The 26,888-nt window shown below is 70.8% G+C and carries 25 protein-coding genes and 1 pseudogene; 25 read left to right on the forward strand and 1 reads right to left on the reverse strand.

The annotated features are described in order from the left end of the window. Positions 1-38: 38 nt before the first annotated feature. The 19 genes and pseudogenes from AFR_RS10110 to AFR_RS10205 all read left to right on the forward strand — a co-directional run bounded on the left by AFR_RS10110 (position 39) and on the right by AFR_RS10205 (position 22,030). Complete coding sequence (locus AFR_RS10110) at positions 39-1,493, forward strand: FtsW/RodA/SpoVE family cell cycle protein (protein WP_023360023.1); 1,455 nt, start codon at positions 39-41, stop codon at positions 1,491-1,493. Further along, complete coding sequence (gene murG / locus AFR_RS10115; RefSeq protein ID WP_023360025.1) at positions 1,493-2,602, forward strand: undecaprenyldiphospho-muramoylpentapeptide beta-N-acetylglucosaminyltransferase; 1,110 nt, start codon at positions 1,493-1,495, stop codon at positions 2,600-2,602. Before AFR_RS10110 ends, murG begins: the two co-directional genes overlap by 1 nt. Positions 2,603-2,633: 31 nt before the next feature. Continuing rightward, positions 2,634-4,052 carry a UDP-N-acetylmuramate--L-alanine ligase gene (gene murC, locus AFR_RS10120; RefSeq protein WP_023360027.1) on the forward strand — a complete coding sequence of 473 codons (1,419 nt, stop codon included), beginning with the start codon at positions 2,634-2,636 and terminating at the stop codon, positions 4,050-4,052. Positions 4,053-4,071: 19 nt separating this feature from the next. Further along, complete coding sequence (locus AFR_RS10125) at positions 4,072-4,842, forward strand: cell division protein FtsQ/DivIB (RefSeq protein ID WP_041840753.1); 771 nt, start codon at positions 4,072-4,074, stop codon at positions 4,840-4,842. 282 nt (positions 4,843-5,124) lie between these two features. Continuing rightward, positions 5,125-6,261: a cell division protein FtsZ gene (ftsZ, locus tag AFR_RS10130; protein WP_023360031.1), complete on the forward strand. Its 1,137-nt coding sequence runs from the start codon at positions 5,125-5,127 to the stop codon at positions 6,259-6,261. Between the two features lie 4 nt (positions 6,262-6,265). Beyond that, entirely contained in the window at positions 6,266-6,979 is a 714-nt protein-coding gene (locus AFR_RS10135) for a YggS family pyridoxal phosphate-dependent enzyme (RefSeq protein ID WP_023360033.1), read from the forward strand. A gap of 223 nt (positions 6,980-7,202) precedes the next feature. Beyond that, entirely contained in the window at positions 7,203-7,895 is a 693-nt protein-coding gene (locus tag AFR_RS10140) for a cell division protein SepF (protein ID WP_023360035.1), read from the forward strand. A gap of 23 nt (positions 7,896-7,918) precedes the next feature. Beyond that, positions 7,919-8,224, forward strand: coding sequence for a YggT family protein (locus tag AFR_RS10145; protein ID WP_023360037.1), 306 nt, complete (start codon positions 7,919-7,921; stop codon positions 8,222-8,224). 58 nt (positions 8,225-8,282) lie between these two features. Next, complete coding sequence (locus tag AFR_RS10150; RefSeq protein WP_023360038.1) at positions 8,283-9,104, forward strand: DivIVA domain-containing protein; 822 nt, start codon at positions 8,283-8,285, stop codon at positions 9,102-9,104. 43 nt (positions 9,105-9,147) lie between these two features. After that, a pseudogene (locus tag AFR_RS48780) lies at positions 9,148-9,327 on the forward strand (hypothetical protein); the annotation flags it as partial. A gap of 1,328 nt (positions 9,328-10,655) precedes the next feature. After that, positions 10,656-10,994, forward strand: a complete 339-nt coding sequence (locus AFR_RS10165) for a DUF167 domain-containing protein (RefSeq protein ID WP_023360042.1) — start codon at positions 10,656-10,658, stop codon at positions 10,992-10,994. Further along, on the forward strand, positions 10,991-12,502 hold the full coding sequence (locus AFR_RS10170) for a potassium/proton antiporter (RefSeq protein WP_023360044.1): 1,512 nt from the start codon (positions 10,991-10,993) through the stop codon (positions 12,500-12,502). Before AFR_RS10165 ends, AFR_RS10170 begins: the two co-directional genes overlap by 4 nt. A gap of 293 nt (positions 12,503-12,795) precedes the next feature. Then, a complete protein-coding gene (locus AFR_RS10175) occupies positions 12,796-13,218 on the forward strand; it encodes a TraR/DksA family transcriptional regulator (protein ID WP_023360046.1) in 423 nt (140 codons plus the stop codon). Next, on the forward strand, positions 13,215-13,805 hold the full coding sequence (lspA, locus tag AFR_RS10180; RefSeq protein WP_084297958.1) for a signal peptidase II: 591 nt from the start codon (positions 13,215-13,217) through the stop codon (positions 13,803-13,805). Before AFR_RS10175 ends, lspA begins: the two co-directional genes overlap by 4 nt. Then, on the forward strand, positions 13,802-14,728 hold the full coding sequence (locus AFR_RS10185; RefSeq protein WP_023360050.1) for an RluA family pseudouridine synthase: 927 nt from the start codon (positions 13,802-13,804) through the stop codon (positions 14,726-14,728). The genes lspA and AFR_RS10185 overlap by 4 nt, the downstream gene beginning before the upstream one ends. Positions 14,729-14,755: 27 nt before the next feature. Beyond that, a complete protein-coding gene (locus tag AFR_RS10190) occupies positions 14,756-15,787 on the forward strand; it encodes a hypothetical protein (RefSeq protein WP_084297959.1) in 1,032 nt (343 codons plus the stop codon). Between the two features lie 182 nt (positions 15,788-15,969). Further along, on the forward strand, positions 15,970-17,631 hold the full coding sequence (locus tag AFR_RS47720) for a MinD/ParA family ATP-binding protein (RefSeq protein WP_023360054.1): 1,662 nt from the start codon (positions 15,970-15,972) through the stop codon (positions 17,629-17,631). 84 nt (positions 17,632-17,715) lie between these two features. Further along, positions 17,716-21,252 carry a DNA polymerase III subunit alpha gene (gene dnaE, locus AFR_RS10200; protein ID WP_023360056.1) on the forward strand — a complete coding sequence of 1,179 codons (3,537 nt, stop codon included), beginning with the start codon at positions 17,716-17,718 and terminating at the stop codon, positions 21,250-21,252. A 43-nt stretch (positions 21,253-21,295) separates the two neighbouring features. Further along, on the forward strand, positions 21,296-22,030 hold the full coding sequence (locus AFR_RS10205) for a DUF2567 domain-containing protein (protein ID WP_023360058.1): 735 nt from the start codon (positions 21,296-21,298) through the stop codon (positions 22,028-22,030). Here the strand turns inward: AFR_RS10205 and AFR_RS10210 are convergent. Beyond that, the gene (locus AFR_RS10210) at positions 21,945-22,655 is read right to left on the reverse strand and encodes an LON peptidase substrate-binding domain-containing protein (RefSeq protein WP_023360060.1); all 711 of its coding nucleotides are present in this window, start codon (positions 22,653-22,655) and stop codon (positions 21,945-21,947) included. The genes AFR_RS10205 and AFR_RS10210 overlap by 86 nt on opposite strands. Before the next feature lie 148 nt (positions 22,656-22,803). Here AFR_RS10210 and hisD point away from each other — a divergent pair, with 148 nt between their 5' ends. Genes hisD through AFR_RS10235 form a run of 6 tightly spaced genes read left to right on the forward strand, consistent with a single transcriptional unit; the run spans position 22,804 to position 26,887 of the window. Further along, positions 22,804-24,114, forward strand: a complete 1,311-nt coding sequence (gene hisD, locus AFR_RS10215; protein WP_023360062.1) for a histidinol dehydrogenase — start codon at positions 22,804-22,806, stop codon at positions 24,112-24,114. After that, entirely contained in the window at positions 24,111-25,175 is a 1,065-nt protein-coding gene (locus tag AFR_RS10220; protein ID WP_023360064.1) for a histidinol-phosphate transaminase, read from the forward strand. The genes hisD and AFR_RS10220 overlap by 4 nt, the downstream gene beginning before the upstream one ends. After that, positions 25,172-25,783 carry an imidazoleglycerol-phosphate dehydratase HisB gene (gene hisB / locus AFR_RS10225; protein WP_023360066.1) on the forward strand — a complete coding sequence of 204 codons (612 nt, stop codon included), beginning with the start codon at positions 25,172-25,174 and terminating at the stop codon, positions 25,781-25,783. Before AFR_RS10220 ends, hisB begins: the two co-directional genes overlap by 4 nt. Next, complete coding sequence (locus tag AFR_RS47105) at positions 25,780-25,947, forward strand: CG2302 family histidine operon protein (RefSeq protein ID WP_023360068.1); 168 nt, start codon at positions 25,780-25,782, stop codon at positions 25,945-25,947. The genes hisB and AFR_RS47105 overlap by 4 nt, the downstream gene beginning before the upstream one ends. Further along, positions 25,947-26,570, forward strand: a complete 624-nt coding sequence (hisH, locus tag AFR_RS10230) for an imidazole glycerol phosphate synthase subunit HisH (RefSeq protein WP_023360070.1) — start codon at positions 25,947-25,949, stop codon at positions 26,568-26,570. The genes AFR_RS47105 and hisH overlap by 1 nt, the downstream gene beginning before the upstream one ends. Beyond that, entirely contained in the window at positions 26,567-26,887 is a 321-nt protein-coding gene (locus tag AFR_RS10235; protein ID WP_023360072.1) for a hypothetical protein, read from the forward strand. Before hisH ends, AFR_RS10235 begins: the two co-directional genes overlap by 4 nt. Position 26,888 lies beyond the last annotated feature (1 nt).

Raw genomic sequence — 26,888 nt, forward strand, 5'->3', positions numbered from 1 at the left:
TCCCGGGGCTGGCGTGTCGCGCCACCATGATGGTGGACATGGGGGAGGACAAGCCTGACAGCCGGCCGGTGGTGGTGTCGCCGGCCGCCACAGCGCAGCCCGCGAAAGCCGCTGCGAAGCCGAAATCGCTCAGCCAGCAGCTGCTGCCGGCGGTGCATGGGCTCCTCGCCCGGCCCCTGTCGTCGTACTACCTGCTGATCGCCAGCTCGGGTCTGCTGCTGCTCATCGGCCTGACCATGGTCTTCTCCGCGACGAGCGTGAAGGCGTACGCCCAGGACGGCAACGCGTTCTCGGCCATCCGCAACCAGCTGATCTTCGCCGTGCTCGGTCTGGTCGGTTTCTGGGTGTGCCAGCGCCTGCCCTCGGGCACGCTGCGTTTCCTCGGCAAGTACGTGCTCGGTGCGGCCATCGTGCTGCTCGCGATCCTCGACCTGCTGATGGCGCTCAAGGCGGTCAAGCTGGTCGACTCACCGCGGCTCGGGCCGGTGCACGCCGAGCTGCTCTGGCTCTACATCGGCCCGGTCGGCGTGCAGCCCTCGGAGCTGGCCAAGCTGGGCGTGGTCCTCTGGGGCGCCGACATCATCGCCCGCAAGGGCGCCTCCCTCGGGCACTGGCGTGAGCTCGCCATGCCGCTGTTCCCCGTGGTCGGCCTGCTCTTCGTGCTGGTCGGGTACAACGACCTCGGCACGATGCTGGTCCTGCTCGCGCTGATCATCGGTCTGCTCTGGGCCGCCGGGGTACGCCTGCGGGTCTTCGCGGCCCTCGGTGTGCTCGGCCTCTCCGGCATCGGACTGCTCATCGCGGCCGCCTCCCGCGGCGCCGGCTCGGGCACCGACGGCGCCGAGAACTACCGCCTGCTGCGCCTCACGACGTTCCTGAAGGCGCCGGAGAACTGCGACCTGGACCTCTGCTACCAGCTCCTGCAGGGCCGCTCAGCGATCTACGAGGGCGGCTGGTTCGGCGTCGGGCTGGGCAAGGGCGCTCTCAAGTGGAACTGGCTGCCCGCCGCCGACAACGACTTCATCTACGCCGTGGTCGCCGAGGAGCTCGGTGTGGTCGGCTGCGCCGTCATCCTGGCGCTGTTCGCCGTTCTGGCCTACACCGGCTTCCGCATCGCCCGCCGCGTCGAGGACCCGTTCCGCCGGCTCGCCGCCACCGCGATCACCACCTGGCTGGTGGCCCAGGCCGTGATCAACATCGGCGGTGTGGTCGGCCTGCTGCCGATCACCGGCCTGCCGCTGCCGTTCATCTCCGCCGGTGGCAGCGCCCTCGTCGTTACCCTCGCCGCCATCGGCATGCTCGCCTCCTTCGCCCGTGCGGAGCCCGACGCGGCCCGCGCCCTGCACGCCCGTCCGCCCGCTCGGTGGGTACGGCTAGTCTGGGCCCCGCTGCCGCCGCTCCCCCCGCCGCGGCGGCCGGGTCCGTCGCGCCCATCTGCCCAGAAAACGGGCAACCGGGCACCCGCAAACGCGGGGGGAGACAGGAGACGGTGATGGGTCTGCTGCGGTCGGTCGTGCTCGCCGGAGGAGGCACCGGCGGTCACATCTATCCGCTGCTCGCCTTTGCCGACGCCCTGCGACGCCACTTCCCCGAGGTGCGGATCACCACCCTGGGCAGCCCCAAGGGCATGGAGAACGAGCTGATCCCCCCGGCCGGGTACGACCTGCGGGTCATCCCGGCCTTCCAGCTCCCGCGCTCCATCAACCTCAATCTGCTGCGCACCCCGGACCGGATGTACAAGTCGGCGCACGCCGCGGGTCAGATCCTCGACGAGGTGCAGGCGGACGTCGTGGTCGGCTTCGGTGGGTACGTGTCGGTGCCGGCCTACCTGGCGGCCTGGCGGCGCGAGCTGCCGATCGTCATCCACGAGGTCAACGTGCCGCCGGGTGTCGCCAACCGGATGGGCATGAAGTTCACCAAGAACATCGCGGTGGGGTTCCCGACCCAGCCGCAGCAGGCCGAGTCGCTCAAGGACGCCCGCGTCGTCGGTGTGCCGCTGCGCACGGCCATCGCCCGGATGGACCGGCAGGCGCTGCGCCCGCAGGCCCTGGCCCACTTCGGGCTGCGTCCCGACCTGCCGGTGCTCTTCGTCTCCGGTGGCTCGTCGGGCGCCCGCACGATCAACCTCGCGGTGGCCGGAGCGGCGAAGAAGCTGGCCCACGCCGGCATCCAGGTGCTGCACGTGCAGGGCGGGCGCAACGACCCGTTCGAGGTACCCAGCGACCTGCCCGTGCCGTACGTCGTGGTGCCGTACCTGTCGGACATGCAGCTGGGTTACGCCGCGGCGGACCTGATGCTGTGCCGTGCCGGGGCGATCACGGTGGCGGAGACCACCGCGATCGGCATGCCCGCGGTCTACGTCCCGTACCCGTTCAGCAACCAGGAGCAGAAGCGCAACGCGCTGCCCGTGGTCGAGGCGGGCGGCGGTGTGCTGGTGGACAACGCCGAGCTCACCCCGGAATGGATCGAACGCACGATCATCCCGCTGGCCCGTGATCCGCAGCGGCTGGCCACGATGGGTGCCGCCGCCGGCTCGTACGGCCGGCGTGACGGTGACGAGGCACTGCTGGACTTCGTGTGCGAAGCGGTGGCCGGACGATGACCTTTGTCTGCTCGATTCGGGGAGTGCCGCTGTGAACACCGCTGAGCTGACGCCGGCCGGTGAGTTGACCGCCGAGGAACTGGGCACCGTCCACCTCATCGGCATCGGGGGAGTGGGCATGGGCGGCCTGGCCCGCCTGCTGCTCACCCGGGGCGTACCCGTGTCCGGCAGTGAGCTGCGGGAATGGCCGGCCCTGGCCGCGCTGAGGGCCCTCGGCGGCACCGTGCACATGGCGCACGAGGCCTCCAACCTGGACGGCGTCGACACGGTCGTCTACTCGACCGCCATCCCGCAGGACCACGTCGAGATCGTCGAGGCGCGCCGCCGCGGCCTGCGGGTCATGCACCGCTCCGAGGCCCTCGCCGCGGCGATGACCGGGCGCCGCACGATCGCGGTGGCCGGCACCCACGGCAAGACCACCACCACCTCGATCATGACGGTGATCCTGCAGCACGCCGGCGAGGACCCGTCGTTCGTGATCGGCGGCGAGATCTCGGCGGCCGGCTCCAACGGCCACCACGGCTCCGGCAGCTACTTCGTGGCCGAGGCCGACGAGAGCGACAAGTCGTTCCTCATCTACCGCCCGCACGTCTCGATCATCACGAACATCGAGGGCGACCACCTCAACAACTGGGGTGACCTCGCCGGGCTCAAGGCGGGCTTCCTGGAGTTCGCCCAGCTCACCGACACCGACGGCTTCGTGGTCACCTGCATCGACGACGAGGGTGTGGGAGAGCTCATCGCCGGGCTCCGGGCCGCGGGACGCACGGTCTACACGTACGGCGAGTCCGAGGGTGCCGACCTGCGCATCAGCGACGTGGTCTCGTCCGTGCAGGGTGTGCGCTACCAGGCGACGCTCGACGGCAAGCCGCTCGGCGAGATCCAGCTGGCGCTGCCCGGCCGGCACATGGGCCTCAACAGCGCCGCCGCCGTGCTGACCGCGATGCGTCTCGGGCTGCCGCTCCAGAAGATCACCGAGGCGCTCAGCTCGTTCCCCGGTGTCCGGCGCCGGTTCGAGCGCAAGGGCACGGTCGCGGGGGTCCGCGTGTACGACGAGTACGCGTACCACCCGACCGCGGTGAAGGCGGCGCTCCGGACCCTGCGTGAGGTGGCCGGCGACGGGCGGCTCGTGGTGGTGTTCCAGCCGTACCGCGTCTACCGCACCCGGGACCTGCAGAGCGAGCTGGCCGAGGGCCTGGCGATCGCCGACGAGGTCATCGTCATGGAGGTCTTCGGACCGGGTGAGCAGCGCGGCCCCGGCGAGGGTGGTGTGGCGCTGACCGCGGCCATCGACCTGAGCCCCGAGCACAAGGTCTTCGTGCCGTCGTGGGAGGACGTGGCGGCCGAGGTCGTGCGGCGCAGCCGGCCCGGCGACGTCGTGGTCACCATGGGCGCACCGCCGATCTCCATGATGGGCGACGAGCTGCTGGCCGCGCTGGCCGAGGCCTGACAAGCGGGGAACGAGGACGATGAGCGACGGCGGGGGCGGGCGGAGCTGGCGGTTGGTGCGGGCGGACACGGATGCCGTCCCGACCTCCGTCCGGCGGTTCATGGCCCGTGCCCGCCGGCGCCGGCTCCGCGCCGCGCTGCCGTGGGCGGTCTCCGCCGGTGTCGTCCTGGTCGTCGGAGCCCTCGTCTGGATGGTCTACGGCACCTCGGTGCTCGGCGTGCGCTCCGTCGACGTGGTGGGCACCGAGTCACTCTCGGCCCTGCAGGTCGAGCAGGCCGCGGCCGTACGCATGGACCAGCCGCTCGCCGGCGCCGACCTGGACCGGATCCGGGGCCGCGTCGAGGCCCTGCCCCCGGTGGACCGCGCGATCGTCTCCCGCAGCTGGCCGTCGACGATCGTCATCGAGGTCGTCGAGCGGAGCCCGGTAGCGGCCGTGCCCGCCGGTGAGGAGTTCACCCTCATCGACGCGGAGGGCGTCGCCTACCGGACCGTCTCGAAGCGGCCGTCCGGTCTGCCGGTGGCCAAGCTGGCCGCACCGAGCCCGGAGGACATCAACACCCGCTCGGCCCTGATCGTTCTGTCGGCCCTCACCGCGGAGCTGCGCGATCAGCTGGTCTCGATCTCGGTGCCGGCCCCGGCGCAGGTCAGTCTGGGGCTCCGGAAAGACCGCACGGTGATCTGGGGAGACGACACCCAGAGCGAGAACAAAGCGCGCGTGGCGACCGCTCTGCTGGAGCGCAAGGGCGACACGATCGATGTCAGCGCCCCGGACGTGGTCACGATCCGTTAATCGGACGAAGTGGCCGGAACGGCGCATTCTGTCCGAGGTTACGGCTGAGTCGGATACTCGCCACGTAAGCGGACGCCGACACGCCGCGTCGGTCCTTGGTTGTCGCCTGGCCTCCGCTTACGTTGCCCACGAGAGGTTGAGTAGTTGACATAACACTAAGCCTCTAGTAGAGGGTGAGGGTTTCCTCGCCCTCCCTTGTACGGAGCGGATGTCGATGGCGGTTCTTGGCCGGGCCGCTGGGGCCCTCGACACCGAAAACCCTGGAAGGGAAGGCTGAGCCCGATGACACCTCCGCACAACTACCTTGCGGTCATCAAGGTCGTAGGCATCGGTGGCGGCGGCGTCAACGCCGTGAACCGCATGATCGAGGTTGGGCTCAAGGGAGTCGAATTCATCGCGATCAACACCGATGCCCAGGCGCTCCTGATGAGCGACGCCGACGTCAAGCTCGACGTCGGCCGTGAGCTGACCCGGGGCCTCGGCGCCGGTGCACAGCCGGATGTCGGCAAGAACGCCGCCGAGGACCACCGCGACGAGATCGAAGAGGTGCTCAAGGGCGCCGACATGGTCTTCGTCACCTGCGGCGAGGGCGGTGGCACCGGTACGGGTGGCGCGCCCGTCGTCGCCAACATCGCCCGCAAGCTGGGCGCCCTGACCATCGGCGTGGTCACCCGGCCGTTCTCGTTCGAGGGCAAGCGCCGCCAGGTCCAGGCCGAGCAGGGCATCGACGAGCTGCGCAACCAGTGCGACACGCTCATCGTCATCCCGAACGACCGGCTCCTCGCGCTCGGCGACCGCGGCATCAGCATGATGGACGCGTTCCGCCAGGCCGACCAGGTGCTGCTGTCCGGCGTTCAGGGCATCACCGACCTGATCACCACGCCGGGTCTGATCAACCTGGACTTCGCCGACGTCAAGAGCGTCATGAGCGGCGCGGGCAGCGCACTCATGGGCATCGGCAGCGCGCGCGGCGACAACCGCGCCGTCGAGGCCGCCGAGAAGGCGATCTCCAGCCCGCTGCTCGAGCAGAGCATGGACGGTGCGCGCGGCGTACTGCTCTCGATCGCCGGTGGTTCCGACCTCGGTCTGTTCGAGATCAACGACGCGGCGCAGCTGGTCACCGATGCGGCCCACCCCGACGCCAACATCATCTTCGGTGCCGTCATCGACGACGCCCTGGGTGACGAGGTCCGGGTCACGGTCATCGCCGCCGGCTTCGACGGGGGCACGCCCTCCTACAAGCCGGCCGAGGCACCCGTCCGCAACAAGGTGCCGGCGCCCGCGTCGCCGCCCGCGGTCACTCCGACCGCACCGGTGCCGGTGACACCACCGTCGCCGCCCGCGCAGACCACCCCGCCGCCGCGCCGGGTGCTCTTCGACGACGTCGACGTGCCGGACTTCCTGAAGAACGGCTCCTGATCGCTTGACGACACGCCGCGATGAACTGGCGGCCTCGCTCGACGAGGTGCGCCGGCGCATCGGGCGTGCCTGCGCGGCGGTGAACCGGGATCCGGGGTCGGTGACCCTGGTGGCGGTCACCAAGACCTACCCGGCGAGCGATGTGGTGCTGCTCGCCGGGCTCGGCGTCACGGACGTCGGTGAGAACAAGGACCAGGAGGCCGCCGCCAAGGCGGCCGCCGTGGACGAACCACTGCGCTGGCATTTTGTCGGCCAGCTGCAGCGCAACAAGGCGAAGTCGGTCGTCACGTACGCCGACGTCGTCGAATCGGTGGACTCGATGCGCCTGGCCGGGGCACTGTCCACCGCGGCGGCACGGCTGCGGGAGCGCCCGCTGGACGTGCTCGTGCAGGTCAGCATCGACGGTGATCCCGCCCGGGGTGGCGCGATCGACGGTGCGGCCGAGCCCGACCGGGACCTGTGGCGGGTCGCGGCAGCGGTGCAGGAGGCCGAGGGCCTGCGACTCGGTGGCGTGATGGCTGTCGCGCCGCGCGGCTGGGAGCCGGCCCGCGCGTTCGCGGACCTGGCCGGCCTGGCCGAGCGGCTGCGCGCCGACCATCCCGACGCGACGGTCGTTTCGGCGGGCATGAGTGGCGACCTCGAGGACGCTGTCCGGTACGGCGCGACACACGTACGGATCGGCACTTCTTTGCTCGGGATGCGAAACACGCTGCGGTAGCCTTGCGGCGGGCAGCAAACTACATACGTGTTGTTTACGCGCGACGTGCCTCGGCCGACGCGTCCGACGACGCAGCGTCGTGGCGGACCGTGGTCGAAAAGTTTGACGACCGCGGATTCCGTGCAAGGGGGGACGCGGCACGCCGAGGGGGCGCGCGCCGCAAAGCGGACGGAGGTGGGGGCATGGACGAGCGGTTCGGCGCCGAGCAGGGGCTGGTGAAGTCATGAGCGCTTTGCGTAAGGCCGGTGTATGGCTCGGCCTCGTCGAGGAGGACGACCAGTACGACGACCGCTATCGCGACGGCGGCGGATACCGCGAGCGTGAGCGGGACCGCGACCGTGACCGCGACTCCGGGTACCGCTACGCGGACGAGTTCGCCGACGAGGACGACGACGTCGAGGAAGCGCCGGCGCTGCCCCGTGCGCGCCAGGAGCGCAGCGGCCGCCTCGAGCGTGCCGCCGCCCGCCTCGACCTCGACCGTGACGAGCACGACCGGCCCGAGCGTCAGGAGCGGGCCAGCGTCCGCTCGATCACCCGGCCGTCCACACCCGTGGCCGAGACCAGCTATCCCACCCGGGACAACCTGGCGCTCGCCCCGCAGACACAGGTGCACCAGCGGGTGGTGGAGGAGGACCAGCGTTACCAGATCACGACGCTGCACCCGACCACTTACCGTGAAGCGCGCACGATCGGTGAACATTTCCGCGACGGTGTACCTGTGATCATCAATCTCACCGAGATGGATGAGGGTGATGCCCGCCGACTGGTCGACTTCGCTGCCGGGCTGGCATTCGGCCTTCGCGGTACGATCGAGCGCGTGACCAACCGGGTATTCCTGCTCTCACCGGCCAACGTCCAGGTCACCGCCGAGGACAAGGCCAAGATCGCTGAGGGCGGTTTCTTCAACCAGAGTTGACCCTAACGAGGGACTCGCCTGACGTGCTGTCGATCGTGTTTCAGATCATCTATCTGCTGCTCTATGTGTTCTTCCTGACCCTGCTCGCCCGGTTCGTCCTGGGTGCGGTGCTGCAGTACGGGCGTCGGTGGCAGCCGGGCCGAGGGGCGTCGGCGGCACTCGAATCGGTGTGGAGCGTCACTGATCCACCCCTCAAGGCGTTGAGGCGTGTGATCCCACCGCTTCGAATTGGTACCGTGAGTTTGGACCTGGCGTCCCTGGTCCTGCTGGTTATCCTGTTCGTGCTTTTGAACTTCGTGTTAGCGCGTCTGATCATGGCGTTCGCGTGACAGCGACCGCCCTGATCGGCTGCGCCCCACGCGGCCGCAACTGACCCGAGGAGTTTCGATGCCGCTGACCCCGGCCGACGTGCACAACGTCGCCTTCAAGAAACCCCCTATCGGCAAGCGGGGGTACGACGAGGAGGAGGTCGACGCCTTCCTGGACGAGGTCGAGCGCGAACTCGCCCGTCTGATCGAGGAGAACAACGAGCTGCGCGCCCAGGTGGAGCGCGGCGGTCGGGGTGGCGCACCAGCCGGCCCGAGCGCCGACCCGCGTCTGGCGGCGGAGCTCAACGACATGAAAGCCCAGCTCGACCGGGTGCAGCGCGACAAGTCCGCCGCTGAGCAGGCTGCCCGTCAGATGCAGGCCGAGCTGGAGCAGGTCCGGGCCCAGGGCCCGGTCGGCGCCGGAGCGGGTGCCCCCACGGGCGCCGATGGCGAGCAGCAGGCACTGCGCGTCCTCATGATGGCCCAGCGCACGGCCGACGACCACGTGTCCGACGCCCGCCGTGAGGCCGACAAGCTTCTCTCCGACGCCCGCTCCAAGGCCGAAGAGGTCACCCGCGAGGCCCGCGCCAAGGCGGACGCCCTTGAGCGCGACGCGCGCCAGCGGCACCAGGAGGCCATGGGCGGCCTGGACGCCAAGCGCTCCGCGCTGCAGAAGCACATCGAGGAGCTCAAGCAGTTCGAGCGCGAGTACCGCACCCGGCTCAAGGCGTACCTCGAGAGCCAGCTGCGCGACCTCGACGGCCGCGGCCAGGGCCTCGAAGCGGAGATGACCCGCGCCGACGCCAACCGTTCGGTCGGCGGTTCGGGCGGCCTCGCCGCTGCGGGCCTCGCCGGCTCGTACGGCGGCAGCCGCGCCGGCTCCATCGAGACCGGCCGCTGAGCCACAGCTTTGCGGAACGGTTCCACGTCGGCGGGGATGAGCCATGATCGTTGCTAGTCTGCTGCTCATCCTCGTCGCCGTGACGCTGCTCGTCATCGGCCTCGCCGGTGGATCGAGCTCTCTGCTGATCAGCTCCATCGTCGCCAGCCTGCTGGCCGCGGTGGCCCTGGTCATCGGCGCCCGCCAGGCCTCCGCGGCCCGCCGCGCGGGCACGACTTCGGACGACGCTGCCGCCGACCCGGCGCTCAGCCGCCCGGCAACGGTCCGCATGGCCGACCTCGACGACCTCCCTGAACCCCAGTCCGGTCACGAAACGGCCCGCCGGGAAGAGGACGACGACCTCGCGACCCCCGACGTGACCCAGCGCGTCCACCCGGACGCCGACCTCCACGACGAAGCCGCCGCCGGCCGGGCATCCTCGGTCCAGCCCGCCGGCGCGGCCTCCCGTGACGACGACCCCGCCTACGACCAGGCCTCCACCGTCATCGGTGCGGCCCGCGCGGACGCCGCGGAGGACAACGCCTGGCGTCGCGAGCCGGCCCCGCCGACGTCTGCGTCCTCGTCCTCGTCTGTTTCCTCCTCCGACGAAGCGGCAGCCGCTGCCCCGGCCGGCTCCACCAGCGAGCCGGACTTCAACCGGCTGCAGGACACCGGCCCCTCGGAAGAATTCGACGAACCCGACCCCGAAGACCCCGACGACGAGCCACTGCCCCAGGCCGTCCGCCCGGCCGACGCGGTCCGCGTCGCCCGCCTCGACGCCGAGGTCCTGGTAGTCGACGGCCGCCCCCGGTACCACCTGGCCGACTGCCCGCACCTGGTCGGCCGCCTGACCGAGGGCCTCCCGGTCGCCGAAGCGGTCGAGCTGGGCTTCAGCCCGTGCGGCCTGTGCCGGCCGGTCGACCGCCTGGTCGCCGCCGCCGCCCGCAGCTGACCCTCCGGCCCGCTCCGACCTTCACCGGCCCGCCAGATCACCTGGCTGCCCGCCGGTCTGGCCGCCCATCGGTCTGGCCTGCTGATCGGTGGTCTTCGGAGCTGCCTGCCCGGCCGGGTGGGTGCCTGGCTCGTCTGTGCTTCGCGCGAGAACTCCTTGGCGCCCGATCGACTCGCCTGGTGCGCCTGATCAGTGATCCCTCCGCCAGGTCGCGTTCGCTGCTGGTGTCCGGTCGCTTCGGTCCGTGCCTGCCGGTACCGGTGCAGATCATCCCGGACGTGGCGGAATGGGCGCTGTACAACCCGGGCTGGGCGGGGACCGATCAGGTCCTGGGCTCGCCGACGTCTGGGTCGGGTGGCGAACCCGGCGGCACTCCTGTCAGGGCCGGGGGTGGGTGGGCGCGGTTCCGGGGCGGCGGGAGGTGTAGCTGTCTCGGTCAAGCTTGGCTGTCGTGTGCCGCCGCGCGAGGGTTCGGGTGCGCGGTTGTTTGGATCTTGGGGTGTGAAGGGGCAGACCTGGGGATCGGGTGGGTGGGCAACCCAGCGTGCCCGGCGTGTGGTCACGCTGGGTTGCGGGGCGACCCCGGTTCGGGGCGGGATCGAAGATCGGCACAATGAGGCATGGCCAAGCGGCGCGTCTCCCCACCCGGCCCGGCCAGCCTTTCCGGTGCCGAACAGACCGGCGGCGCAACGGTGGCGGTGCGGGTGCGTCCGGGGGCTGGGCGGACGCAGGTCGGTGGGCGCTACGAGGGGCCGCACGGGCCGGCGCTGATCGTTGCGGTGGGTGCGCCCGCTGTCGACGGGAAGGCGACCGAGGCGGTTCGGCGAGCCTTGGCCGAGGCGCTCGGTGTGCGGCCGCGGGCCGTTGAGCTGAAGCTGGGTGCGACCAGCCGGGACAAGGTTTTTGTGGTGGCCGGGGACGTCGGCGAGCGGGTTGCCGCCCTGCGTGACGGCACATGACCGCGGGGCTGGACTTCGCGCTGCTGATCGGCGCCGCGGTGCTGTTGGTCGCCGTGGCGGCGGTGCGGGTGTCCAGCCGGCTCGGGGTGCCCAGTCTGCTGGTGTACCTGCTCATCGGCATGGTGATCGGGGAGGCCGGGCTGGGCATCCGGTTCGATGATGCCGAGCTCACCCGTACCCTCGGGTTCTGCGCTCTGATCATGATCATCGCCGAGGGTGGGCTGACCGCCCGCTGGAGCACGTTGCGGCCTGTTCTCGGGCTGTCCGCGACCCTGGCCACGCTCGGGGTGGCGGTGAGCATCGCGGTGGTCGGCGTGGTCGTGCACTTCGTCCTCGATCTCGACTGGCGGCTCGCGCTGCTCTACGGCGCGGTGCTGTCGTCGACGGACGCCGCCGCGGTCTTCGCGACCCTGCGTGTGCTCAGGCTGCCGCCGCGGCTGGTGGCGACCCTCGAGGCCGAGTCCGGCATGAACGACGCCCCGGTGGTCCTGCTGGTCGTGCTGCTCTCGGCGACCGCGGGGATGACGCACCCCTGGTGGTACGAGCTGCTGCTGGTCGGCTACGAGCTCGCTGCCGGTGCCGCAATCGGGCTCACGGTCGGCATGGTCGGGCGCTGGCTGCTGCGGAACGCGGCCCTGCCCTCCGCGGGTCTCTATCCGATCGCGGCGGTCGGGCTCACCTTCCTCGCGTACGCCGCAGGCGCCGTCGCCCACGCCTCCGGTTTCCTGGCCGTCTACGTGGCCGGGGTGCTGCTGGGCAACGGGCGGTTGCCGCACCGCCGGGCGATCCTCGGGTTTGCCGACGGGCTGGCGTGGGTGGCGCAGATCGGGCTGTTCGTGCTGCTCGGCCTGCTGGTCTCGCCCGACCGGCTGGGTCGCGCTCTGGTGCCGGCGCTCGTGGTCGGGTTTGCGCTGGTCCTGCTGGCCCGGCCGCTGTCCGTGTGGGTGTCCGCGCTGCTGACCCGCAGCGGGCGGCGGCTGGGGTGGCGTGCTCAGACGTTCCTGTCGTGGGCGGGGCTGCGCGGGGCGGTGCCGATCGTGCTCGCGACGATCCCGTTGTCCAGTTCCGCGCCGGGCGCCGAGGGTCTGTTCGACGCGGTGTTCGTGCTGGTGATCATCTTCACGCTGGTGCAGGCGGGGACGCTGGCGCCGGTCGCGCGCCGGCTGGGGATCACCGCGCCGGCCGAGGCGGTGGAGATCCACGTCGAGGCGGCTCCGCTGGAACGGATGCACGCCGACGTGCTGCAGATCGAGATCGAGCCGGGCTCGCGCCTGGCCGGTGTCCACATCGACGAACTGCGGCTGCCCGCCGGTGCCGTGGTCACGCTGGTGGTGCGGGGTGGCGCCGGGTTCGTGCCCGGTCCGGACACCCGGTTGCGTACGGGCGACGACCTGCTGATCGTCACGACGGCAGCGGCGCGCGATCTGGCCGAGCGGCGGTTGCGTGCCGTGAGCCGGCGCGGGCGTCTGGCCCGCTGGTTCGGGGAGGAGGGCCACGACCAGCGCTGATCGGCCCATGGTCGGGAATCTGACGGTACGTTCAGGCGGTTCGTCCCGGTTCGGGGGTGGGCGGACCGGTGTGCCGTGTTGTCGCTGCTCTTCACGTTCCGTATCCTTGCCACCCTCTGGAGTGCGCGGCGAGCTTTTGCCGCGCCGTTTGTGCACGTGGGGGATGGTGCACGAGGTCGCGTGGGGGCGCGGCCGGAGCTTTTGTGCGGGGGCAGGCGGGCGGCCGTGACCCCCGCTGACCGCTGAACAACCAAGCTGATTCGCCGCGTTCGGCGCGGCTCAGGGGAGCGACGATGGCCAAGGCAACCGAGACCAGGTCGGCGTCGGCCGCGAAGACCGCGCCGCGCAAGGCACGCAGTGCGGAGGAGACCGAGACGATCCGCGTTGCGCTCGAGGAGCGCCGCGAGGAGCTGCAGGCGGAGTACGACCAGTCACTGACCGAGATCACCGAGCTGCAGCGGGAACGTCTGGCCGACTCCGCCGGGGACGACCAGGCGGACACAGGGACGAAGACGTTCGAGCGTGAGCAGGAGATCACTCTGGCGAACAATCTGCTGGAGCGGGTCACTCAGGTGGAACGCGCCATCGAGCGTCTCGGCGAGGGCAACTACGGTTGGTGCGAGCGATGCGGCAACGCCATCCCCGTCGAGCGGCTGGCGGCGTTCCCGGTCGCGACTCTCTGTGTTTCCTGTAAGCAGTTGGAGGAACGACGCTGAACGCCGACGAGGCTGCGGGCGGTTCCACGGCGACCGAGCCCGCACCGGGGTCAAGCCCCGGTTTTGCGGGCCGGGCCGTGCTCGTGCTCGCGATCACCGCGCTGGTCGCCGTGGTGGTGGACCAGGTCGTCAAACACCTCAGCACCAACGGTCTGACCGAGGGTGAGCCCGTCCGGATCCTCGGCGGGCTGATCTACCTGTCGCTGCTGCGCAACAGCGGGGCGGCGTTCAGCCTGGGCAGCGGCTACACCTGGGTGTTCCCGCTGGTCACGCTGGTGGTCATCGGCTGGATCGGCTGGATGACCCGCAAGCTGCGGTCGGTGCCGTGGGCGATCGCACTGGGCCTCGTGCTCGGTGGTGCGCTCGGCAACCTCGGTGACCGGCTGTTCCGGGCGCCGGGCCCGTTCCAGGGGCACGTCGTCGACATGGTCAGCCTGTTCGGGCCCTACGGCGAGCACTTCGCGGTGTTCAACATCGCGGACTCGTGCCTCTCGGTCGGTGTGGTGCTGGCCGTCCTGCTCGAACTCACGGGTCGTCAGCGTGACGGTTCCAGGATCACGAAGACGAAAGCCGAGAAAACAGCATGACCGCGCGCTCGTTACCCGTACCCGACGGTCTTGACGGGATGCGGCTCGATCAGGCCGTGTCGCGCCTCTTCGGCCTGTCCCGGACGGCGGCCGCGTCGCTCGTCGAGGCGGGGGACGCGCTGGTCGACGGTTATCCGCGGCCGAAGTCCGACAAGGTCAGCGCCGGGGCCTGGCTCGAGGTCACCCTGCCGGCGCCGGTGACCGCGCCGACGTTCGAGGCGACGCCCGTCCACGGCATGAAGATCGTCTACAGCGACGACGACATCGTGGTGGTGGACAAGCCCGTCGGCGTGGCCGCGCACCCGAGCCCGGGCTGGTCCGGCCCGACCGTCATCGGCGGACTCGCCGCGATGGGTCAGAACGTCGCGACCAGCGGCGCCGCCGAGCGCCAGGGCATCGTGCACCGTCTCGACGTCGGCACCACCGGGCTCATGGTCGTCGCCAAGAGCGAGATGGCCTACAGCGCGCTCAAGCGGGCGTTCAAGGAGCGCGAGGTCGACAAGCGCTATCACGCGATCGTCCAGGGGCACCTCGACCCGCTGCGCGGCACCATCGACGCGCCGATCGACCGGCACCCGACCGCCGACTACCGGTTCGCGGTGATGTCGGACGGCAAGCCGAGCGTGACGCACTACGACACGCTCGAGGCGTTCCGTTCGGCCAGCCTCGTCGACGTCAAGCTGGAGACCGGGCGTACGCATCAGATCCGCGTGCACTTCTCCGCGATGCGGCACCCGTGCGTCGGCGACATCACCTACGGCGCCGACCCCACGCTCGCGGCCCGGCTCGACCTGCACCGCCAGTGGCTGCACGCCAAGGAGCTCGGCTTCCTGCATCCCCGTACGCAGGACGAGGTCCGTTTTGTCAGCGACTACCCTGAGGACCTGGGGCACGCGCTGGACGTGCTCCGCGACGCCGGCTGACATCGACCTTGCGAGGGGGACCACCTCATGAGGCCCGGGGACCGCATGCTGCCGCCGCTGACCCGCGGCTTGGCGCGTGGAGGCACGTCCCCGGCCCGGCTGCGGATCATGACCGGGCTGGCGCTCGCCTCGGCGGCCGCCCTGCTGGTCACCGTGGTCCGGGTCGCCGACCGCGGCCCTGAGCTGGAAAAACCGACCGGTGACGTGGTCCGGGTCGGTGTGGTCGAGGGCCAGTCGGTCTCGGGTTACCTGCGGTCGAGCCGTGGTGAGCTGGCCGCGCTGCTGCCGTCGTCCGGTTCGCCGGCCGCGGGGGAGACCTGGGCGCTGGTCAGCCTGACCGCCTATCTCGCACCGGACAAGCTGCAGGCCGTGCTCGAGGGCACCCCGGTGGCGCAGGTCTACGCCCGCGCGCCGCTGGAGGGTCTCCGCACGCCGGTCGTGAAGATCCCCGTCTACCGGATGCCGCAGGACGTCGTCGCCGGGATGCTCAACGCCGCGCTGGCCCGCGACCAGGAGCAGGCCGACTACCGCAAGCTCGCCGACGAGCTCGAGGGTGACGGTGTCAACGAGATCCGGCTGCGGCGGGCGTACGACAACGCCGCGCAGACCGCGGCGTCGGAAGCGGCGGCGTACAGGGCGCACTGTGCCTGTGTCTTCGCGGCCGTGGTGCGCGCGGCGCCGGGTGTGCTCGAAGCGCTCGCGGGCCGTCCGGAGGTCCGGGTGGTGGATCCCGCGCCGGAGGTCAGGCGGCTGGACCGCACCGAATTCCGGCCCGTCCTGCCCGAGCAGACCACCACGGTGCCCGAGGACGACGAGTCGTCCCGGGCGGCCGTGCCATCGCGGTCGGAGAGTGTTGCCCCGGTAACCCCTGCGCCACTACCCTCATCCTCCGGGGCGGCTGTGACATCTGCCTCACCCGATGGCCCCGCAGTGGGGTCCGGCCCTTCAGCCCCGGCAGTTCAGGAGAGCGCTGCCGTACCCTCCGCACCCCCGCCGAGCGCGGGCCCTGACGTGCCGTCCACTGCACCAGGAGCATCTCGCGGCGCTTCCGGGCGTTGAAATCCCCGGGCCGGCGCGTACGCGTGGGTGCACGTGCACGAGCGTTGTGCCGATGGGTGATCAAGACCGCCTGGCATTTGCGGGCTGTGGGTGTGGCCTGAATAGGGTTGGCGTCCGTAGCCTGTCGAGGGCGAAGGAAAAGAGTCGAGCAGGCACACCGAGCAGTCGCAGGGAGGACAGCCGTGGACGGGACCGAGACCGGCTGGGGCCGGCCTGCGGAACCAGCCCCGCGTTGGCGGGCGCTGCTCGACCGTGCCCGTCATGGTTCCCGGGCCGCCGAGGAGCAGGCCGACGCCGAGCGTGAGGACGCGGAGGCCGAGGCCCGCCGTCAGGCGGGCGGTCAACAGCGACCCACCGGCCGTCCGTTCAATCCTCTCGATCCCCGGCAGAGCGAGCAGTCCCGCGGGGGTTACGAGCAGCGTCAGCCGCCGCCACGCCCGGTGAACCCACTAGATCGCCGGCCCGGACGGGCCACCCTGGGCGAGCGCCTGGGCCAGTCCGAGCCGCTGGCCCCGCCGCCGGTCGAGCCGGGCCGTCGCGAGCAGCGCCCGCTCAGTCCGCTCAGCCCGCTCAGTCCTCTCGCCGAGCAGCGCCCGGTCAACCCGCTGGCCGAGCACCGGCCGGTCAATCCGCTCGCCGAGTCGCGCCGTCAGTCCCGCATCGGCGAGGGCTTCCAGGCGCGGCCCGCGGCGAACGAGGAACCGCACAGCTTCTTCAACCCCCCGACCCGGTCCCCGTCGACCGGCCGCGGTGGCCCCGATCTGGCGCCCCCGCCGACCAGCCGGGGCGCCGCCTCGGTCGGTTCGGCCTCCGTGATGCCGCCGCCGACCATGTCTCCGCCGACCATGTCTCCGCCGACCATGTCTCCGCCGGCGCTGTCTCCGCCGGCGCTGTCTCCGCCGGCGCTGTCTCCGCCGGCGCTGGCACCGCCGGCCCTGGCACCGCCGGTCGCGCCACCGGCGCTTCCGGCGACGACCGCTCCCGCGCCGACCTCACCGGCACCGGCCCGGATCGAGTGGCGTCAGGCCCGGCCCGAGCAGGAGGACCGCTCGGTCGCCGTGCTGCGCCGCAAGCTCGACAAACCGCGGGTCGTGGCCTTCGCCAACCCCAAGGGTGGCGTGCACAAGACGACCGCCACGGTGCTGGCCGCCGCCACGATCGGCAGCGTCCGCGGCCGCGGCGTCGTCGCCTGGGACGACAACGAGCTGCGCGGCACGCTGGGCCTGCGCGCGGGCAGCGCCCGGCACGCCCGGACGATCCGCCACCTCGTCAGCGAGCTGCTCGAGATCGAGAACATGCACGGCGAGGCGCTGATGTCGCACCTCGACGACTTCCTGCGGCACGCCTCCGACGGCTCCTACGACGTGCTCGCCGGTGAGGAAAATCCGCGGTTCGCCCAGCGGCTCGACCAGAGCACCGTGCGCCGCGTCATGGACCTGCTCCGGCGGACCCACGACGTGATCTGCGTCGACACCGGCAACAACGTCGAGAGTGTCAACTGGCAGACCGTCATGCGCAGCGCCGACCAGCTGGTCATCACGACGGTTCCGCGCGAGGACGCCGCGTTCACCGCCGACTGGATGCTGGACGTGCTCAACGAGACCGGCATGGAGGACCTCGTCTCCAACGCCGTGACGTTGATCTCCTGCCCGTCGCCCGGCAAGCTGCCGCTGCTCGACGATCTGGCCAAGCACTTCGCCACCCGGACCCGTGCGGTCGCGGTCGTGCCGTACGACCCGGCGCTCGAGGTCGGGTCATCGATCGAATACAGCGTGTTGCAACCGGAGACCCGGCAGGCCTGGATGCGCGCCGCCGCTGTGATGATCGAGCCATTCGCCGAATAGGACGGGTGTCACCGGTGCCACCCGCCACCGGTCCGGACTAGGCTCTCGGAGTCCGGATCCGCAGGCGGTAAAAGGGGGCCCTGGGTGTCTGACTCGTTCGTGCACCTCCATGTGCACACCGAGTATTCGATGCTCGACGGCGCAGCCCGGCTCAAGGATCTGTTCGTCGAGGCCAATCGCCTCGGCATGCCGGCGGTGGCGATCACCGACCACGGCAACATGCACGGGGCGTACGACTTCTTCAAGCAGGCGACCGCGGCCGGGGTGACCCCGGTGATCGGCATCGAGGCCTACGTCGCCCCCGAGTCGCGGCTGCACAAGGCGCGGGTCAAGTGGGGCCGGCCGGAGCAGAAGAGCGACGACATCTCCGGTAACGGCGCGATCACCCACAAGACGATGTGGGCCCGCAACGCCCAGGGCCTGAAAAACCTGTTCCGCCTGAGCTCGCGGGCGTCCATGGAGGGCCACTACGTCAAGTGGCCCCGGATGGACATGGACATCATCGCGGAGCACGCCGAGGGCATCATGGCGACGACGGGCTGCCCGTCCGGCGCGGTGCAGACCCGGCTGCGGCTGGGCCAGTTCGACGAGGCGCTGAAGACCGCCGGGCAATACCAGGAGATCTTCGGCAAGGACAACTACTTCCTCGAGATCATGGACCACGGTCTCGAGATCGAAAGACGGGTCCGCGACGGCCTGCTGGAGATCAGCCGCAAGCTCAACATCCCGCCGCTGGTCACCAACGACTCGCACTACACGCACGAGTCCCAGGCCGAGGCGCACGACGTCCTGCTCTGCGTGCAGACCGGCAGCAACATCGCCGACCCCAACCGGTTCCGCTTCGACGGCGGCGGCTACTTCGTGAAGTCCGCCGACCAGATGCGCGCGGTCGACTCCTCCGACGCCTGGCTGCAGGGCTGCCGGAACACCCTGCTGGTGGCCGAGAAGGTCGACACCGAGGGCATGTTCACCTTCAAGAACCTGATGCCCCGCTTCCCGGTCCCCGACGGCGAGACCGAGGAGTCCTGGTTCCGCAAGGAGGCGTTCGAGGGCCTCAAGCGGCGCTTCCCGGACGGCATCCCGGAGACGCACATCAAGCAGGCGGAGTACGAGCTCGGCATCATCATCCAGATGGGCTTCCCGTCCTACTTCCTCGTGGTCGCGGACTTCATCCAGTGGTCCAAGAAGCAGGGCATCGCGGTGGGCCCGGGCCGTGGCTCGGCCGCCGGCTCGCTGGTCGCGTACGCGATGGGCATCACCGACCTGGACCCGCTGCCGCACGGGCTGATCTTCGAGCGCTTCCTCAACCCCGAGCGTGTGTCGATGCCCGACGTCGACATCGACTTCGACGAGCGCCGCCGCGGCGAGGTCATCCGGTACGTCACCGACCGCTGGGGCGAGGACAAGGTCGCCCAGATCGCGACCTTCGGCACGATCAAGGCCAAGGCTGCGATCAAGGACTCCGCGCGGGTGCTCGGTTACCCGTACGCCGTGGGTGACCGCATCACCAAGGCGATGCCGCCGGCCGTGATGGGCAAGGACATCCCGCTCTCCGGCATCTTCGACAAGGACCACAAACGGTACGGCGAAGCCGGCGAGATGCGCACGCTGTACGACACCGATCCGGACGTCAAGAAGGTCATCGACACGGCCCGCGGCATCGAGGGGCTGATCCGCCAGACGGGTGTGCACGCGGCCGGCGTCATCATGAGTGCCGAGCCGATCATCGACCACATCCCGCTGATGCGCCGGGCGGCCGACGGCGCGATCATCACGCAGTTCGACTACCCGACCTGCGAGACGCTCGGCCTGCTCAAGATGGACTTCCTGGGCCTGCGCAACCTGACGATCATCGACGACGCGGTCAAGAACATCGAGCTCAACCACGGCCGCAAGCTCGACCTGCTGGCGCTGCCGCTGGACGACAAGCCGACGTACGACCTGCTGGCCCGGGGTGACACGCTCGGCGTCTTCCAGCTCGACGGCGGCCCGATGCGCTCGCTGCTGCGCCTGATGAAGCCTGACAACTTCGAGGACATCTCCGCGGTGCTGGCGCTCTACCGGCCCGGCCCGATGGGTGCCGACTCGCACACCAACTACGCCCTGCGCAAGAACAAGCTCCAGGAGATCACCCCGATCCACCCCGCCCTGGAGAAGGACCTCGAGGAGATCCTCGGCCCGACCTACGGCCTGATCGTCTACCAGGAGCAGGTGCAGCGGGCCGCGCAGAAACTGGCCGGTTACTCGCTGGGCCAGGCCGACCTGTTGCGCCGGGCCATGGGTAAGAAGAAGCGCGAGGTCCTCGACAAGGAGTACGTCTCGTTCCGCGACGGGATGAAGAACAACGGCTATCCCGACGACGCGATCAAGGCGCTGTGGGACATCCTCGTCCCGTTCGCCGACTACGCCTTCAACAAGGCGCACACGGCGGGCTACGGCCTGGTCTCGTACTGGACCGGCTACCTCAAGGCGAACTACCCCGCGGAATACATGGCGGGTCTGCTGACCAGCGTCGGCGACGACAAGGACAAGATGGCGATGTACCTGGCGGACTGCCGGCGCATGGGCATCCAGGTCCTGCCGCCGGACGTCAACCAGTCCGCCGGCCCGTTCACCCCGGTCGGCAAGAACATCCGCTTCGGCCTGGCCGCCGTGCGCAACGTCGGCCACAACGTGGTCGAGGCGGTCGTGCGCTGCCGCAAGGAAAAGGGCGAGTACGGCGACTTCTACGAGTTCCTGTCGAAGGTCGACGCCGTCGCCTGCAACAAGAAGACCATCGAATCCCTGATCAAGGCCGGTGCGTTCGACTCGATGGGGCACACCCGCAAGGGATTGCTCGCCGTGCACGCCGAGGCCATCGACGCGTACGCCGATGTCAAGAAGAACGAGGCGGCCGGTCAGTTCGACCTGTTCGCGTCGTTCGGTGAGGACTCCGGCGCGGGCAGCGCGGCGACCGTCGCGATGCCGACCATCGGTGACAGCGAGTGGGACAAGCGCGACAAGCTCGCCTTCGAGCGCGAGATGCTCGGCCTCTACGTCTCCGACCATCCGCTGGCCGGGCTCGAGCAGCTGCTGCACAACTCGGCCGACACGACGATCGCCGCCCTCAACGAGGAGGGTTCGGTCCCGGACGGCCAGATCGTCACGCTCGCCGGCATCCTCACCGGTGTCCAGCGGCGCATGACGAAGCAGGGCCGCCCGTGGGCGTCCGCCACCCTGGAGGACCTGGCCGGCGGGGTCGAGGCGCTGTTCTTCCCGAACACCTACGAGGTGATCGGCCAGTACATCGCCGAGGACGCCATCGTGATCGTCAAGGGCCGGGTCGACCGCCGCGACGACACACCGCGGATCATGGCGATGGACATGTCGATGCCCGACGTGACCCACAACCCGGACACCAAGCCGATCACCCTGACCATGCCGATCACCCGGTGCACCCCGCCGCTGGTCGACGAGCTCAAGGAGATCCTGGTCTCGCACCCGGGTGACGCCGAGGTGCACGTCCATCTGCAGAACGGCAGCCGCACCACGATCTTCCGGCTCGGCGCCGTGCGTGTCGCGCCGACACCGGCGCTGCGGGCCGACCTGAAGATGATCCTCGGGCCGTCGGCGGTGCTCTGATGGTCCGCAGCGGCCGCACAGACGGACCTGGCAGGATCGGGGAGTGAACCCCAGCCAGGAGCCGGCCCCACAGCATTACGAGCAGGCCGGCTATTCCTACGGCCCGCCGCCGCCCGAGGTGGTGGCCTGGGAGCAGCCCCGGCCGCTGCGCCGCTCGTGGAGCCGCATGGTGTCGGTCGCCGTGCTGCTGACCGTGGCGCTGGCCGTCGCCGGCGCACCGCTCGGTCTGCTCTGGTCGTGGCTCTCGCCGTCGGTGCCGGTGATCAACGCCGGCCAGAACGGCATCGTGGTCAACGACCCCTCACCCGAGGAGTACATCGCGGCGGACGGGTGGTTCACGCTGCTCGGGTTCGGTTTCGGTCTGCTCGTCGCCGTGCTGATCTGGCTCGTCCTGCGCCGCGACCGCGGTCCGGCCCTGCTGCTCGGGGTGGCCTTCGGCGGCCTGGCCTGCTCGGTCGTGGCCTGGCAGGTCGGCCGCCTGGTCGGGCTCAGCGCCTGGAACTCGTGGCAGGACACCTCGGCGCCCGGTGACACGTACTCCCGGCCGCCGGACCTGCAGGCGTACGGCGCCCTGCTGGTGATCGCCTTCGCCGCGGTCATCGTCACGACGCTGCTGGCCGGCTGGTCCAACGACCCCGACCTCGAGCGTCCCGGCGCCAAGCCCGGTTACGGCAACAACCTGGACGACGAGCTCAGTTCGGGCTCACCGGACGGGCCAGGTCCGACAGCGGCACCGGCACCGCCCGCACCTTGGCCAGCAGACCCGCCTCGCGGTTGAGCAACCGCAGCTCGGTGCGCAGCCGGGTGGCCGTGTCGGGCGCGGCGAGCAGCTCCTGACGCTCGTCGGTGGTCAGCTGCGCGGTCGCCGCGATCAGGTGCGACAGCACGGTCGGGTCGTCCGGCACCTGGTCGAGCACCTCGGAGTCGGGTCGCAGCAGGTCGAGATAGGTGCGGAAGGCCGCCAGCGCCCGGGGAGCCAGCAGCGTCGACACGGGGTCGGTGACCTCCTCGTCGGGCAGCCACTCGACCTCGGCGGTCACGTAGGGCTGCGTGTCCGCGGTGATCGCCACCACCCGGAACCGCCGCCGTCCGACCGTGACGATGTCGAAGCGGCCGTCGGGCAGCTCGGTGACCTGCCGCAGCTCGGCGGTGCAGCCCACGGCGTAGAGCTGGTCGACGGTGATCGGGGTCTCGTCGGCGGGTCGCTCGGCGTCACCGTCGGGCGCCGCGACCTCCCAGCCGTGCCGCAGGGTCACCACACCGAACTCGTGCGGTTCGTCGTCGGTCGACGCGACCAGGTCGCGCACGAGCGAGCGGTACCTCTCCTCGAAGATGTGCAGGGGCAGAACCAGGCCGGGGAAGAGCACCGTGCCCAGCGGGAAGACCGGGATAATCGCGCCCACGGTGCGAGCGTATCGGGATGGTCGCGGTCCGCGCGCCTCCCGCCCCGGTGATCTTCCCCCTCGGTACCCCCAAAAGCGGCAAAGCGTGCGTTCCCAGTGCCTGGAATGGCGCCGGAAGGCTGTCGGGGGTGCCGCCTAGACTTGACCCGTGCTGAACCGGATCGACCTGCGCGGCTCCCACCGGGACCCCCGCGGTCTGCTGCCTCGTGCCCAGCTCGACGTCTCCACCGCCGTCGAGAAGATCCGCCCCGTCGTGGAGGCGGTCCGGGAGCATGGGTTCTCGGCGATCCGCGAGGCGACGGAGCGATTCGACGGTGTGGTCCTGGAACGCCTGCGGGTGCCCAAGGAGGCCATCACGGCGGCCGTCGACAACCTCGAGCCCGACGTGCGGGCCGCCCTGCTCGTGGTCATCGAGCGTGCGCGCAAGGTCCACGGCGACCAGCGGCGCACCGACATCACCACCCAGGTCGTGCCCGGTGGCACCGTCATCGAGCGGCACGTGCCGGTCAGCCGGGTCGGCCTCTACGTCCCCGGTGGCCTGGCGGTCTATCCGTCCACCGTGGTGATGAACGTCGTGCCCGCCCAGGTGGCCGGCGTCGAGTCCCTGGTCGTGGCCAGCCCGCCCCAGCCGGAGAACGGCGGCCTGCCCGACGCCCGTGTCCTCGCCGCGTGCGCGCTGCTCGGCGTCGACGAGGTCTACGCGGTCGGTGGCGCTCAGGCCGTCGCCATGCTCGGGTACGGGTCGGACGGCGCCGACGAGGACGACCGCTGTGCTCCCGTCGACGTCATCACCGGCCCGGGCAACATCTGGGTGACGGCGGCCAAGCGGCTGCTGCAGGGCACGGTCGGCATCGACTCCGAGGCCGGTCCCACGGAGATCGCCATCCTGGCCGACAGCACCGCCTCGCCGGTGCACGTCGCGGCCGACCTGATCAGCCAGGCCGAGCACGACCCGCTCGCCGCGAGTGTGCTGGTCACCGACTCGCCCGAGCTGGCCGAGGCGGTCGAGGCACAGCTCGCCGTGCAGGTGCCGGCGACCAAGCACGAGGCGCGGGTGCGTGAGGCCCTCGGCGGCCGGCAGTCCGGGGTCGTGTTCGTCGACGACCTCGAGCAGGGTCTGCGGGTGGTCGACGCGTATGCCGCCGAGCACCTCGAGATCCAGACCCGGGACGCGCGGGCCCTGGCCATGCGGGTACGCAACGCCGGCGCCATCTTCGTCGGCGCCTATTCGCCGGTCTCGCTGGGTGACTACGCCGCGGGCTCCAACCACGTGCTGCCGACCGCGGGCTGCGCCCGGCACTCGTCCGGCCTGTCGGTGCAGTCGTTCCTGCGCGGCATCCACGTCATCGAGTACGACGAGGCGGCGCTGCGGGAGACCGCGCCGCACGTGGTGGCGCTGGCCAACGCCGAGGACCTGCCCGCGCACGGTCAGGCCGTGACGGCGAGGTTCCCGTCGTGACCAGTCTCGACGACCTGCCGCTGCGCGACGACCTGCGTGGCAAGTCGCCCTACGGCGCGCCGCAGCTCGACGTCGCGGTGCGGCTCAACACCAACGAGAACTCCTATTCCGTACCCGACGCCGTGGTCGACGCGATCGCCAAGGCCGTGCAGGCGGAGCTGAAGGACCTCAACCGCTACCCCGACCGGGACGCGGTGGCGCTGCGCACCGACCTCGCCGACTACCTCGGTCACGGGCTGAGCACGGCGAACGTGTGGGCAGCCAACGGTTCCAACGAGGTCCAGCAGCAGCTGCTGCAGGCGTTCGCGGGGCCGGGACGCACCGCGCTGGGCTTCGGTCCGTCCTACTCGATGCACCCGCTGCTCGCGGCCGGCACCGGCACACGCTGGGTCGGCGCTCTGCGTGACCCCGACTTCGGGCTCACACCCGCGTCCGCGGTCGAGCAGATCGCTCAGCACGCGCCCGACCTGGTGTTCCTCTGCTCGCCCAACAACCCGACCGGCACCGCCCTCGACCCGTCCGTGGTCGACGCCGTCCTCGAATCGGCGCCGGGCATGGTCATCGTCGACGAGGCTTACGCCGAGTTCGCCCGGCCGGGCACACCCAGCGCGCTGGGGCTGCTGCCGGGACACCCGCGGCTCGTGGTCACCCGCACGATGAGCAAGGCGTTCGGTTTTGCCGGCGGGCGGCTCGGTTATCTCGCCGCCGACCCCGCCGTGGTCGACGCGGTGCAGCTCGTCCGGTTGCCCTACCACCTGTCGGCGCTGACGCAGGCGGCCGCGCGGGCGGCGCTCGCCCATCGTGACGCCCTGCTGGTCACGGTCGACGCGATCAAGCAGCAGCGCGACCGCATCGTCGAGACCCTGCGCGCCCGCGGTGTCCGGGTCGCCGACAGCGACGCCAACTTCGTTCTCTTCGAGGTCGGCGGCGATCAGCACGCCGCCTGGCAACGCCTGCTCGACCGGGGTGTCCTCGTCCGCGACGTCGGCCTGCCCGGCTGGCTGCGGGTCACCGCCGGCACCGAATCCGAAACCGACGCCTTCCTGGGAGCATTGAAGTGAGTCGCTTCGCGCGCATCGAGCGCGTCACCAACGAGACCAAGGTGCTCGTCGAGATCGACCTCGACGGCACCGGCAAGGGTGACCTGTCGACGGGTGTGGGGTTCTACGACCACATGCTCAACCAGCTCGCCAAGCACGGTGGCTTCGACCTCACCGTCCGCACCGAGGGTGACCTCGAGATCGACGCGCACCACACCATGGAGGACACCGCCATCGCGCTGGGCGACGCGTTCTCCCGGGCGCTCGGTGACAAGGCCGGCATCCGGCGCTACGGCTCGGCGACGATCCCCATGGACGAGGTGCTGGTGCGGGCGGCCGTCGACCTGTCCGGCCGGCCGTACGTCGTGCACGAGGAGCCGGAGCTGGCGCCGTACATCGGGCCGGTCTATCCGACCAGCATGACCCGGCACATCTTCGAGTCGTTCGGCCACGCCGCCCGGGTGACGCTGCACGTCAGCGTGCTGCGCGCGGCCCGCGACGGTGGCAAGGCCGACGCCCACCACGTGGTGGAGACGCAGTTCAAGGCGTTCTCGCGGGCGCTGCGCGAGGCCGTCGAGATCGACCCGCGCAACGCCGGTGCGCTCCCGTCGACGAAGGGCGTGCTGTGAGCCTCGTCCCCGTCCTGCTGCTCGGCCTGGCCGGCATCCTCGTCGGCGGTGTGATCTCGCTGGCACGCCAGGGTGCCACCAAGTTCAGCATCGGCCTGGTCGCGGCGCTCGCCCTGCTCGCGCTGGCCGGTGGCGTCGTCTGGCTCATCCCCGGGGACAGCTGATGGCGCGCGTGGTGATCCTCGACTACGGCTCGGGAAACCTCCGGTCGGCCGAGCGGGCTGTTGCGCGTACCGGGGCGGAAGTGACCGTGACCGACGATCTGTTGGCCGCGGCAGACGCGGACGGCCTGGTCGTGCCCGGTGTCGGGGCCTATGCGGCGTGCATGGCCGGCATCGAGAAGCTCGGCGCCGGACCGGTCATCGCCGAGCGGGTCGCGGCCGGCAAGCCCGTGCTGGGCATCTGCGTCGGCATGCAGATCCTCTTCGAGTCCGGTGTCGAGCACGGCGTCGAGACCCGCGGGATCGGGCTGCTGCCGGGCGCGGTGACCCGGCTGACCGCGCAGCGCATCCCGCACATGGGCTGGAACACCGTGTCAGTGCCGGACGGGTCCGTGCTGCTCGACGGGGTCGACGACACGACCCGGTTCTACTTCGTCCACTCCTACGCGGCGTCCGACCTGGGTGCTCTCGAGGCTGTCGGCGCGCGGGTCACCACGGCCGCGCACGACCAGCCGTTCGCGGCGGTGGTCGAGCACGGTGCGCTGTCCGCGGCGCAGTTCCACCCGGAGAAGTCCTCCGACGCCGGCTACGCGCTGCTGAACAACTGGGTGTCGGGTCTGCGGTGAGCAAGGAACGTGCCAAGCGGCGCACCGAGCGGCTCGCCGTCCTCGAGAAGGAGAAAGCCGCCCGGGCCCGCCGCTCGAACCGCCGGCAGCGTCGCCGGGCCCTGGTCCGGTCGTTGAAACCGGGGCGGCGTCCGAGCTCGGGGCGGCTCTACCGGCGCAGCCGCACCCAGCGCACCGGCATCATCGTGGTCCCGCTGATCGTGGCCGTGCTGGTGTGGTTCGTCGTGCCCGACCTGGCGCTGCGCATCGTCCTGATCGCCATGATCGCCCTTGTCCTGCCCGCCGTGGTCGTCGTGGTCCTCGGCCGTCGTAACTGAC

This window comes from Amorphoplanes friuliensis DSM 7358 (genome assembly GCF_000494755.1).
GTDB lineage: Bacteria > Actinomycetota > Actinomycetes > Mycobacteriales > Micromonosporaceae > Actinoplanes > Actinoplanes friuliensis.